The following is an 11,739-nucleotide window of genomic DNA, read 5'->3' on the forward strand; positions in this document are numbered from 1 at the left end:
TATAGTGGACGATGACGCCTCAGGCAACCGAGGCCCTACTCGGCGGCCTTGGGCACGTCGTCGTCACCGAAGACCAGCTGGCGATCCCGGGGCGTCTTGCGGCGCAGGCGCGGGCCCAGGGTGCGGGCCCAGAGCCAGGCGAAGCGGCGGCCCATGACCTTGGGGGCGGCCAGCAGGACCGGGGTCAGGATCAAGGTCAGCAGGGTGGCGAAGGACAGGCCCCAGACCACCGCGCCGGAGAGCTGCACCCACCACTCCGACCCCGGCGCCTTGTATTCGATGTGGGCGTTGTGGAAGTTCGGGTGGATCTGGAACATCAGCGGCAGCAGGCCCACCACCGTCACCAGGGTGGTGAGCATCACCGGCCGGAACCGCTGGGCGGCGGCGCGGACGGCGGCGTCGTCGGCCTCGTAGCCCGAGCGGCGGAGCTGGTAGTAGGTGTCCACCAGCACGATGTTGTGGCCCACCACGACCCCGGCCAGGGCCACGACCCCGGTCCCCAGCATGATCACCGAGATGTAGTCGAAGGTGTGCATCAGGTTGATCTGCACCCCCAGCAGCACGCCGACGGTGGAGAGCGCCACCGCCGAGAGGGTCACCAGCACGCCGTAGAAGCTGTTGAACTGCCACAGCAGGATCACCCCCATCATGAACAGGGACGCCGACATGGCGGTCATGAAGAAGACGGCGGCCTTCTGGCCCTCCTCGTCGGCGCCGGTGAACTTCCAGCGGACGGAGGGGTCGATGGGCGCCTTCTCCAGCCAGGGCTTGAGCTGGGCGATCTTCTGGTTGGCGGCGACGCCCTCGACGGCGTTGGCCTGGACGATCACCAGGCGCTGGCTGTCGCGGCGCTGGATGTTGGTCACCTGCTGGGCCGGGACGCGCTTGATGAAGTAGCTGGCGGGCACCGGACCCAGGGCCGTGGAGATCTTCATGTTCTCGAAGGCCGCCACGTTGCGACCCTCGGGCGTGAAGCGCACCCGGATGTCCAGTTCGTCCTCGGCGTCGTCGGGGCGGAAGCGGCCCACCAGCACGCCGCCGGTGGTGTACTGGATCGCCTGGCCGACGGTGAGCACGTCGACGCCGTAGCGGCCGGCGGCCTCGCGGTCGACGGCGAGGTTCCACTCGATGCCCGGCGAGGTGCGGTTGTCCTCCAGCTCGATCAGCTGGGGATCGGCGGCCAGCTTGGCCTTCACCAGGTTGGCGGCCTTGTTGAGCGCCACGGGGTCGTTGCCGCGCAGTTCGACCTGCACGTCCTTGCCGGTGGGCGGGCCGCCCTGGGGCTCGCGCACCTCGACCTGCATGCCGGGGATGTCGGTGACGCGCTTGCGCACCTCGTTGGCGATGTCCTTGCCGCGCAGGCCGAGCGCCTTGCGGTCCTCGTAGTCCTGGAAGTCGACATTGATGCGGCCGATGGTGTCGTTGGGCGGGGCGTTGGGGCCGCCGCCGCTGCTGGCCGAGCCGCTGCGGACGAAGATGGAGTTGACGCCCTTGATGCCCTGCAGGCGGGCCTCCACCTGGCTCACCAGCTTGTCCTGGGCCTCGGGCGACATGTTGCCCCGCGCCTTGACGTAGACGGCCACGAACTCGGGGTCCTGATCCAGGAAGAACTCGGTCCGGTGCTTGGTGTGGCCGAACCAGTAGAAGACCCCGACGATGATCACCAGGGTCGCGGCCATCACCCGGAAGGGATGCTGGCCGAGGAAGCTGATGTTGCGGGCGTACCAGCCCATGAAGCCGGTCATCTCGCGCGGGTCGCCCCGCTCGGACTTCTCGATCTCGGCCAGGTGCTCGGCGTCCACCGCGGCCTTGCGGGCGACGATGGAACCGAGCGCCGGCGTGAAGATCAGGGCCACGAAGATCGAGGCGCCCAGCACGAAGAACAGGGTCAGCGGCAGGAAGCTCATGAACTTCCCGGCGATCGAGTTCCAGAACATGAAGGGGATGAAGGCGCAGAGCGTGGTCAGGGTGCCGTTCAGCACCGGCCAGAACATGCGCTTGCCGGCGGCGGCGAAGGCCTCGCCCTTGGGCATGCCCTCGGCCATCTTGCGGTCGGCGTACTCCACCACCACGATGCCGCCGTCCACCAGGATCCCCACCGCCAGCACCATGCCGAACATGACCATCTGGTTGAGGGTCACGTGCATGGCGTTGAGCATCAGGAAGGCCAGCATGAAACAGGCCGGGATCGCCAGCCCCACCATCAGGCCCTGACGGATTCCGAGACTGGCGACGATGATCATCATCACCAGCAGGGTGGCCGACATCAGGCCGCTTTCCAGCACGATCAGGGTGCGGCCGATGAAGTCGCTCTCGTCGAAGATGTAGGAGACCTTGACCGTCTCGGGCCAGCGCTTCTGCTCCTCGGCCACCACGGCCCGGACCTTCTTGACGGTCTCCAGGACGTTGGCGCCGGAGCGCTTGGAGACGTCCAGGGAGTAGGCGGGCTGGCCGTTGAAGCGGCTGATATAGCTGGCTTCCTTGAAGGTGCGCCGCACGTCGCCGATGTCGCCCACGGTGATCAGGCGGTCGCCGTTCTTCTTGATGGGCAGGGAGAGGATGTCCTCGGGCTTCTCCACCACGCCGGGGACCTTGACCGCGAACTTGCCGGCGCCGGAGCGCAGGTCGCCGGCCGGCACCAACTGGTTGTTGCGGCTGATCACCTGGGCCAGTTCGCCGGTGGTGACGTTGTAGGCCTCCATCCGCATGGGATCGACGGTGACCTCGAGGAACTCCTCGCGGCCGCCGCTGAGGCTGGCCTCCAGCACCCCGGGGGTGGCCTCCAGGCGGTCCTGCAGGTCTCGGGCGATCCGCACCAGCTCGCGCTCGGGCGCCGCGCCCGACAGCACGATGCCGATGACGGGGTCGCCGGAGAAGTTGGCCTCCTCGATGATCGGCTCCTCGGCGTCCGGGGGGAACTTGCCCCGGGCCAGGTCGACCTTGGCGCGGACGTCCTCCAGGACCTTGTCCTTGTTGAAGTCGGCCTCGAACTCGAGATTGACGACGGCCATGCCCTGGCGGGCCACGGCGTTCATCTGCTTCAGGCCCTCGATGCTCTGAAGCTCGGTCTCCATGGGCTTGACCAGCAGCCGCTCGGCGTCCTCGGGGCTGACGCCCGGATAGGGCACCACCACCGAGACGAAGGGGATGGTGATGTCGGGGTTGGATTCCCGCGGCATCGAGTTGTAGGCCAGGAAGCCGAAAATGCTGGCGATCAGGGTGACGCCCAGCACGACCTTGCGCCGTTTTATCGCGCCGTCGATCAAGGGTCCGATCATCGTCTCTATCTCCAGGGGCGCGGGCGCGGCTTAGCGCGCGCTGGCGACCCGAACCTTCTGACCTTCGGCCACGTAGGACTGGCCGACCGTGATGACGCGCACCGGACCGCGGAGCCCCGCGACCCAGACGCCGCCGGGGGTTTCCTCGATCACCGTGACCGGGGCGAAGGCCACCTGATTGTTGGCCTCGACATAGCGGACGCCCTGGCGGCCGGCGGAGTCCAGCACCAGGGACGACACCGGCACCTGGTGGGCGGGGCCGACCCCGGCGGAGATGCGGACGGTGGCCGAGAGGCCCGAGCGGGCGGCCATGTTGGGGTTCGCCGCGGCGACCTCCACATGATAGGTGCGGGTCTGGGCGTCGGCGTCGCGGGCGACGTAGCGGACGCGGCCCGACAGGCGCTCCCCCGACAGCAGGGTGGCGGTGGCCGGGGCGCCGACGTGCAGCTTGCCGGCGTCGGTCTCGGGCAGGTCGCCGACGATCAGCAGCGGGTTCAGCTCGATCATGGTGCCGCAGGCCTGGCCCGGCGACAGATAGGCCCCGATCTCGGCCTCGCGCTTGTCGAACACCCCGGAGAAGGGCGCGCGGATGTTCATCTGCTCGACCCCGATCTCGGCCTGGCGGACCAGGGCCGCGGCGTTGTCGAGATTGGCCTGGTCCTGCAGAACCTGGGTCTGGGAGCGGAAGCCCTTCTTGGCCAGTTCCACCGAGGCCTGCTGGCTCAGCTGACGCGAGCGCAGGGCCGCGCGGGCCTGGTCCAGGGTCGCCTGGCGGGCGTCGACGTTCAGGCGGCAGAGCACCGCGCCCTTGGCCACATAGCTACCCTCGGTGGCGGGGGTGGCGGCCACCGTGCCGGGGCTCTCGGACTTGACCGACACCGTGCGGGCCGACTCGGTGCGGCCGCGGATCACCACGGCGTACTCGTGGACGCTCTCCGGCGTCAGGGCGACCTGGACCGAGGGCAGGGTGGAGGTGGACGTCGTCTTGGCCTGGGCGCCGTCCTTCTTCTCGCCCCCGCCGAACAGCGAGCCGATCAGGAAGTACAAGGCGGCCACGAGCAAGATTCCGCCCGCGAAGAGGTAAGAAGATTTGACGCGCATACAGCCGTTTCCCCGAGCGCAGCAGTCGTTCGGCGTCCGCACATGAGTCGGCCGCCCGCCCCGCAATCCTATGCAGATAGGTTGCAGTGGCTTTTGATGCCACCGTTCTGCGAGCGCAAATGAAATCGCGGACAGGATGATGTATGGCCGCATATTGTGCCCGTGAAGCCGCAGGATCGGCATGCACGTGCCCCCGGGCCCAAGCTGAGCCTTGGACACTATCCAGGGTTGAACGAAAAGGAGACGTCTTGAGATATCTGCACACCATGGTCCGCGTGGCCGACCTCGACGCCTCCCTGGCCTTCTATTGCGACAAGCTGGGGCTGAAGGAGGTCTCCCGCGTCGAGAACCAGGGGGGACGTTTCACCCTGGTCTTCCTCTGCGCTCCCGGCGACGAGGAGATGGCCAAGGCCAGCCGCGCCCCCACCGTCGAGCTGACCTACAACTGGGACCCCGAGGACTATCAGGGCGGGCGCAACTTTGGCCACCTGGCCTATGCCGTGGACGACATCTACGAGACCTGCGCCCGGCTGCAGGCCGGCGGGGTGACCATCAACCGGCCGCCCAGGGACGGCCACATGGCCTTCGTCCGCTCGCCGGACGGCATCTCGGTGGAGCTGCTGCAGGCCGGGCCCGCCAAGGCCCCGGCCGAGCCCTGGGTCTCGATGCCCAACACCGGGGTCTGGTGATGGGCGATCGGCTGGCGGGGCGCGCGGCCCTGATCACCGGGGCGGCCGGCGGCATCGGCCTGGCCTGCGCCGAGGCCTTCGCCGCCGAGGGCTGCGACCTGGCCCTGATGGACATCGACGACAAGCGCCTGGCCGCCGCGGCCAAGGACCTGGCCAGGCAGAGCGGCCGCAAGGTCCACGCCGTGCCCTGCGACGTCTCCGACGCCGCCGCGGCCCAGAAGGCGGTGATCCGCTCGGCGGCCCTGCTGGGGCGGATCGACATCCTGGTGAACAACGCCGGCATCCTGGCGCCGGGCGACATCCTGGACTGCGACCTGGCCGACTTCGACCGGGTGATGGCGGTCAATCTGCGGGCGCCCTTCGTGATCGGCCAGACCGTGGCCCGCCACATGGTGGACGCCAAGATCCGGGGGGCGATCATCAACATGTCCTCCATCAACGCCGTCGTCGCGATCCCCAACCAGATCGCCTACGTGGCCTCCAAGGGCGGGATCGCCCAGCTGACCAAGTCCATGGCCCTGGCCCTCGCCCCCCACGGCGTGCGGGTCAACGCCATCGGGCCGGGCACCATCTCCACCGACATCCTCAAGGACGTGATGGAGAACGAGGACGCGCGCCGCCGGGTGCTGGCGCGCACGCCGATGAAGCGGTTCGGCGAGCCCTCGGAGATCGGCAAGGTCGCCCTGTTCCTGGCCAGCGACGACGCCTCCTACATGACCGGCCAGACCCTCTATCCGGACGGCGGGCGGCTGGCCCTCAACTATACGGTGGCGGTGGATTAGGCCTTGGACGGCGGGCGACACGGCCTATGTCTGGGCCCGACCCTCGCCAGCCCGGAGCCCCCATGACCGACCAAACCTTCCTGACGCTCAATGACGGCCGGCTGATGCCCCAGGTGGGGCTCGGGGTCTGGCAGAGCCCGGCCGAGACCACCGCCGACACGGTGGCCACGGCGCTGGCGGCCGGCTACCTGGCCATCGACACCGCCGCGGCCTATCGCAACGAGCCCGGCGTGGGCGAAGGAGTGAAGCGCTCGGGGGTGGCCCGCGACAAGCTCTTCATCACCACCAAGCTGTGGAACGAGAACCAGGGCTATGACGCGGCGCTGGCGGCCTTCGACAAGAGCCTGGCGCGACTCTCCATGGACTATGTCGACCTCTACCTGATCCACTGGCCGGCCCCGACCCAGAACCTCTATCTGGAGAGCTGGAAGGCGCTGATCCGCCTGCGCGAGGAGGGCCGGGCCAGGTCCATCGGGGTCTCCAACTTCGCCATCCCGCACCTGGAGCGGATCATCGGCGAGACCGGGGTGACCCCGGCCGCCAATCAGATCGAGCTGCACCCCCGCTGGCAGCAGGCGCAGCTGCGCGCCTTCCACGCCGCCAAGGGGATCGCCACCACCTCCTGGAGCCCGCTGGGCCAAGGCCGGCTGCTGGACGATCCGGTGATTGGCGAGATCGCCGCCAAGCACGGCAAGACCGCGGCCCAGGTGATCATCCGCTGGCACGTGGACCTGGGCCTGACGGTGATCCCCAAGTCGGTGACCCCGGCCCGCATCGTGGCCAATTTCCAGGTGTTCGACTTCGCCCTCGACGCCGCGGACCTGAAGGCCATCGAGGGCCTGGACGCCGCCGACGGCCGCATCGGCCCCGATCCCGCCGCCTTCGGCTGACCCGTCAGGCGCTCAGATAGTCGTAGGCCACTTCCATCTTCCGGGAGGTCCGGGTCCCGGCATGGACCCGGCAGCGGAACATGCCGCGGCTTTCGTTGATCCATTGCGACTCCACGACGAAGCCGGCGTCGGCCAGCATCCTGTCGCAGCACAGGGGATTGGGCGCCCAGAAGTTGGTGAAGTCCTGGTTGTTGCTGTCGCCGGGCAGGTACTCGGCGAAGGGCTCGTCCTCGTGCTTGCGGCTGACCAGGGTCTCCAGGATGAAGGTTCCCTTGGCGTAGCGGCGCAGCGACCATAGGGCCCGGCACGGGTCGGGCAGGTGGTAGAGGACCCCCAGGCAGATCACCACGTCGAAGGGCTCGATGGGCAGGGTGTCCAGCTCGTAGACATTGGCGCGGATGAACCGGAACTTGCGCCCCGACAGCCGCTCCATGTCGGCGAAGCCGTAGAAGTCCTTGGCCGCGTAGTCGACGGCGGTGACCGAGGCGCCGCGGGCCGTCAGCATCTTGGTGAAGTAGCCGTCGGCGGGACCGATCTCGAGGACGGTCATGCCCGTCATGTCGTCGGGCAGGCCGAGCTCGCTCAGGGTGCCGCTGGGATCGTAGACGCCGGGGGTGACCACGCCGGGAAAGATCTCGAAGCGGTGGTACCACCACGGGCGCGAGGCCACGATCGCTTCGGCTTCGGCCTGATCCATGTCGCAAGTCCCCCAGGGCATGGCCCGACACCGGAGAACGGACATCCCGGGCAAGCGTTCCGTCGGCGGACCGATGGCGCGGGCGGCCGGTTCCGGGTAGAGGCGTGGGGCGGCCAGGGAGAGAGTTTTTGGTGAAGCGTCCGGGTTCCCGCAAGACCGTCACGGCCGCCAACCTGGCCGACCTGGGCGCCGCGCGGCTGGCCGCGATCCTGGTGGACGTCGCCGAGGCCCAGCCCACCATCAAGCGGCGCCTGCGCCTGGAGCTGGCCGGCGAGGTGGGGGCCGAGGACCTGGCCGCCGAGGTGGCCAAGCGGCTGGCGGCCATCGAGACCCGCCGCTCCCGCGTCCACTGGCGCAAGTACAAGGAGTTCGTCCGCGACCTGGAGCTCCAGCGCGCGATGATCGCCGGCAAGATGGCCCAGGAGAACCCGGCCCTGGCGCTGGATTTCCTCTGGCGCTTCGTCGACATGGCCGAGGGCGTCCTGTCGCTCACCAAGGACGACAAGGGCGAGGTGGAGGTGGTGTTCCTGGCCGCGGTGGAGGACCTGGGACCCGTCGCCGCGCGGGCCGGGGGCTCGAGCCTGGCCCTGGCCGAGCGCGCCTTCCAGGCCCTGGAGACCGACGAGAACGAGATCTTCGTGCGCCTGGTGGAGATCCTGCTGCCGGCCCTGGACGCCGCCGGGATCGCCCGGCTGCGTGACCTGCTGGAGGCCGCCATCGCTCGGCGCGGCCGGCCCAAGCCCGCACTGCGCGCCGCGGTCCAGGCGCTGGCCGACGCCCAGGGCGACGTGGACGGCTTCATCGCCACCATCACCGCCAGCGAAGCCCTGCAGCCCTGGACCGGCGCCCAGATCGCCAGCCGCCTCACCGCCGCCGGCCGCGCGCCGGAGGCCCTGGCGGCCCTCAAGCGCTCGGCCCCGCCCGCCTTCGCCGACGTGGCGCGTTCGCAGGCCCGGGTCGTGGCCTCGGCCCCCAGCCTGAAGGCCTGGGAGGACGCCTATCTCGAGGCCCTGGAGGCCGACGGCCAGGCCGACGCCGCCCAGGCGGTGCGCTGGACGGCCTTCGAGCAGCGGTTGTCGGCCGACCGGCTGCGGGCCTATCTCAAGCGCCTGCCCGACTTCGACGACGTGGAGGCCGAGGACCGGGCCATGGCCCATGTGGCGGGGTTCAAGAGCTTCCCCGCCGCCCTGCGCTTCTTCCTGGCCTGGCCGGCGCCCAGCCAGGCCGCCGCCCTGATCCTGGCCCGCGCCGGCGAAATCGACGGCGACGACTATGAGGGGCTGGAGGCCGCCGCCCAGGTGCTGGAGGGCCGCCACCCCCTGGCCGCGACCCTGCTTTACCGGGCGATGATCGGGCGGACCCTGCGGTTCAACCGCCGCGACCGCTTCGCCGACGCCGAGCGCTGGATGGCCGACTGCGCCATCCTCGCCCCCCAGATCGCCGATTTCGGGGACTATGAATCCCACGCCGACTTTGTGGGTCGGGTAGGACACACTCCACAGGCCTGACGCCCGGCGCCCCGCAAAGGCCGCGGTCGGGCCTTGCGGCGGACTCGTTCGAGGCGCACAGGGTCGCCCATGGCGATGCAGAAACGACGGATTGATCGCGCTCAGCGGTTTCGGGCGCGGCGAGTCTGGTGGGAACGGCACGGCGCCTTCGCCCGCGGCCTGCTCACCGGAACCCTCGTGACCCTGCTGGCGGTCTGGATCGCCAAGATGGCGGCCGCGACCTTCTAGACCCGCTCAGGCGTCCGCTCCGCGACGGCCGTCGCTGGCAGGTTCTCCAGCACCAGCAGGGCCGCGGCCGTGTTGGAGATGGGGATGTGGTAGTGCTGGTGGACCCGCGAGACCTGGCCGGTCATGGCGCCGCGCATGGCGATCCACATCAGCAGCTCCACCCCTTGCGACCCCGCCTGCTCGACGAGGTCCAGGCTGGAGTGCGCCGTGAGCGGCGAGGGATCGGTCGCCAGGGCCTCGAGGCACATCTCGTCGAAGTCGCGGTTGATGAAGCCGGCCCGTTCTCCCTCCAGCTGGTGCGACAGGCCGCCGGTGGCGATCACCACCACCTTCAGGTCCTGGTCATAGGCCTCGATGGCCCGGCCGATGGCCTGGCCCAGCTTGAAGCAGCGGCGGGGCGAGGGCAGGGGGTGCTGGACGGTGTTGATGGCGACGGGCACCGCCGGCGGCGGCGCGCCGTGAGGCCAGAACAGCTCCATGGGAATGCAGAAGGCGTGGTCCACCAGCATCTCCTGGCAGGTGGTCAGGTCGAACTCCTCGGCGATCAGATGCTCGATGATGTGCCAGGACAGGTCGCGGTCGCCGGCGAAGGGCGCCAGCACCGGCAGGCCCCAGCCCTCGTCGGCGTTGCTGTATTCCGCCGCCGCGCCGACGGCGAAGGTGGGCAGCTTGTCGAGGAAGAAGTTCAGGCCGTGGTCGTTGTAGAGCACCACGCAGGCGTCCGGCTTGACCTTGTCCAGCCAGGCCCGGGCGGCGGGGAAGCCGTCGAAGAAGGGCTTCCAGTAGGGCTCGCCCTCGCGGTGGTTGGCGATGGCGGCGCCGATGGCCGGCACGTGGGAGACGGCCAGGCCGCCGACGATGGTGGCCATGGTCTCAGGCCCCCGCCGCCAGCAGCTTGGCCTTGAAGGCCTCGACCGTGACCCCGGTCTGCTGGGCGCCCAGGTCCTGGACGCTGAGCCCCAGGATCCCGGCCAGCTTGGCCAGGTAGTAGATGTTGCCGCCCTCGGCCAGCAGGGCCAGGACGTCGCGGTCGGCGACGGCGCGGCGCTGGGCCTCGGTGAGGCCGAAGCGCCGCCCGTAGGCCTCCTCGTCGGCCAGGAAGGCCTGCCGGTTGGCCGCCTCGTTGAACGAGAAGCACATCTTGTTGAGGCCATAGCCCCGCTGGGCCATGGCCCCGTCGAACACGCCCAGCGCCTCGGCCCGCGTCGTCATGATCCGGCTCCCTCAATTCGAAGGGCAGGCGATCACCGCGCCCGGCGGGCGCCCTTGATCTGGGTCAAGCCGACCGTCATTCCCGCTGACGGTTTGTGACGCGAACGACGGGGCGACAGGCGCTAGCGCGGCGGGTCGTACTCCAGGCCGAGCTTGGCCAGGCGCGCGGCCTCCGGGCCGTAGCGGCGTCCCATGGCGGTCAGGTCGCCCTCGATCTGGGCGGCGACCGGGCCCGACTTCAGGGGCAGGCGGTAGGCGCCCGCCTTGGGCTCGCCGGTGGCCAGGATGGTCAGGCCGTGGCGGGAGCGCACGGATCCGAGGCCCGGCCGGGTGATCGCCACATGGGTCCGGTAGCTGCGCGACCAGGTGTCGGCGCGCAGGGCCAGGGCCACCTCGTCGACGCCGTCGGCCAGGGGGACCTCCACCGTCTCGTGACGCCAGAAGGCCGCCAGGGCCGCGACCCCGTGACGATAGTCGGAGCCGGTCACCTGGAAGTCGGCGGTGCGGTGGGCGGGACCCCATTCGCGCACGCCGATGCGCTCGGCGGTGGCCTGGGCGACCGGGCGGCCGCCGATGGCCTCCACCAGGGCGAGGGAGGCGGGGATCGAGGCCGAGACCCCGGTGGTGGAGATCACGCGCCCGTCCTGCACATAGCGGCGGTCGCGCACCCAGGTGGTGTCGGGATAGGCCTTGGTCAGACCCTTGAGGGCCGACCAGTGGGTGGTGGCGCGCTTGTCGTGCAGCAGGCCGGCGTTCGCCAGGACCCGGGCCCCCTCGCAGATGGAGACCACCACGGCGCCCTTGGCCGCCTGGGCTCGCAGCCAGGCCGCCAGCTCGGGGCTCTTGGGCTTCACCTGGGCGGGCACGATGATGATATCGGCGCCGGCGGGTTCGGCCGCGTCGAACTGGGCGATGGTCTGGTCGGCCATGACCCGCAGGGCGGGCCTCAGCCGGACCGCGCCGGGGCCGGTGGAGACGCTGCGCACCTCGGCGACGCCCGATTCCTTGAGCACGCCGTAGGGGATGGTGAAGTCGGTGGTCTCGGTCCCGGCGTTGTCGGCCAGGACCGCCACCAGCGGCCTGGCCCGACCGGCCTTGGGGGCCGGCAGGGTCAGGCCGTCGGCCGCGACAAGCGCCACGCTCGGCCCCGTCGCGGCCCAGGGCGTGACCGGTTGCAGGAAGGCGAGGGTCGCCGCGGTGGCCGCGGCGGCGAGGACGGGGGTGCGCATGTCAGGTCTCCGGGGAGGAAGCGGGCGTCAGTCTTGCGAGGCGGCAGGGGCGCTCGCCTGGCTCGGGGCGTTGCAGGCGCAGCTCTCGCCGCACTGGCAGTCGGGGCCGCAGGCGCAGGGTTGGC

At 70.2% G+C, this 11,739-nt stretch carries 11 protein-coding genes; 5 read left to right on the plus strand and 6 right to left on the minus strand.

The window, feature by feature from the left end; translation table 11 throughout:
• Positions 1 to 35: 35 nt before the first annotated feature.
• Entirely contained in the window at positions 36 to 3,278 is a 3,243-nt protein-coding gene (locus AC1RN5_RS05750) for an efflux RND transporter permease subunit (RefSeq protein ID WP_493040294.1), read from the minus strand.
• Between the two features lie 30 nt (positions 3,279 to 3,308).
• Positions 3,309 to 4,334, minus strand: a complete 1,026-nt coding sequence (locus AC1RN5_RS05755; RefSeq protein ID WP_493040295.1) for an efflux RND transporter periplasmic adaptor subunit — start codon at positions 4,332 to 4,334, stop codon at positions 3,309 to 3,311.
• A 293-nt stretch (positions 4,335 to 4,627) separates the two neighbouring features.
• Between AC1RN5_RS05755 and AC1RN5_RS05760 the strand changes: the two genes are divergently transcribed.
• From AC1RN5_RS05760 to AC1RN5_RS05770, 3 genes are all read left to right on the plus strand, one after another.
• The gene (locus AC1RN5_RS05760) at positions 4,628 to 5,068 is read left to right on the plus strand and encodes a VOC family protein (RefSeq protein ID WP_493040296.1); all 441 of its coding nucleotides are present in this window, start codon (positions 4,628 to 4,630) and stop codon (positions 5,066 to 5,068) included.
• Complete coding sequence (locus AC1RN5_RS05765; RefSeq protein WP_493040297.1) at positions 5,068 to 5,850, plus strand: SDR family NAD(P)-dependent oxidoreductase; 783 nt, start codon at positions 5,068 to 5,070, stop codon at positions 5,848 to 5,850. Before AC1RN5_RS05760 ends, AC1RN5_RS05765 begins: the two co-directional genes overlap by 1 nt.
• 62 nt (positions 5,851 to 5,912) lie before the next feature.
• Positions 5,913 to 6,740: an aldo/keto reductase gene (locus AC1RN5_RS05770; protein ID WP_493040299.1), complete on the plus strand. Its 828-nt coding sequence runs from the start codon at positions 5,913 to 5,915 to the stop codon at positions 6,738 to 6,740.
• Positions 6,741 to 6,744: 4 nt separating this feature from the next.
• Here the strand turns inward: AC1RN5_RS05770 and AC1RN5_RS05775 are convergent, their stop codons facing one another.
• Positions 6,745 to 7,437, minus strand: a complete 693-nt coding sequence (locus AC1RN5_RS05775) for a class I SAM-dependent methyltransferase (RefSeq protein WP_493040301.1) — start codon at positions 7,435 to 7,437, stop codon at positions 6,745 to 6,747.
• A gap of 131 nt (positions 7,438 to 7,568) precedes the next feature.
• Between AC1RN5_RS05775 and AC1RN5_RS05780 the strand changes: the two genes are divergently transcribed.
• On the plus strand, positions 7,569 to 8,945 hold the full coding sequence (locus AC1RN5_RS05780) for a DUF6880 family protein (RefSeq protein ID WP_493040302.1): 1,377 nt from the start codon (positions 7,569 to 7,571) through the stop codon (positions 8,943 to 8,945).
• 69 nt (positions 8,946 to 9,014) lie between these two features.
• Positions 9,015 to 9,173: a hypothetical protein gene (locus AC1RN5_RS05785; protein ID WP_421932042.1), complete on the plus strand. Its 159-nt coding sequence runs from the start codon at positions 9,015 to 9,017 to the stop codon at positions 9,171 to 9,173.
• Here the strand turns inward: AC1RN5_RS05785 and AC1RN5_RS05790 are convergent.
• The 3 genes from AC1RN5_RS05790 to AC1RN5_RS05800 all read right to left on the minus strand — a co-directional run bounded on the left by AC1RN5_RS05790 (position 9,170) and on the right by AC1RN5_RS05800 (position 11,614).
• On the minus strand, positions 9,170 to 10,042 hold the full coding sequence (locus AC1RN5_RS05790; protein ID WP_493040303.1) for a class III extradiol dioxygenase family protein: 873 nt from the start codon (positions 10,040 to 10,042) through the stop codon (positions 9,170 to 9,172). The two genes, AC1RN5_RS05785 and AC1RN5_RS05790, sit on opposite strands and share 4 nt — an antisense overlap.
• A 4-nt stretch (positions 10,043 to 10,046) precedes the next feature.
• Entirely contained in the window at positions 10,047 to 10,385 is a 339-nt protein-coding gene (locus AC1RN5_RS05795) for a protocatechuate 4,5-dioxygenase subunit alpha (protein WP_493040304.1), read from the minus strand.
• Positions 10,386 to 10,507: 122 nt separating this feature from the next.
• Entirely contained in the window at positions 10,508 to 11,614 is a 1,107-nt protein-coding gene (locus AC1RN5_RS05800; protein ID WP_493040305.1) for a DJ-1/PfpI family protein, read from the minus strand.
• Positions 11,615 to 11,739 lie beyond the last annotated feature (125 nt).

Source organism: Phenylobacterium sp. GW821-FHT12F10 (assembly GCF_058806695.1).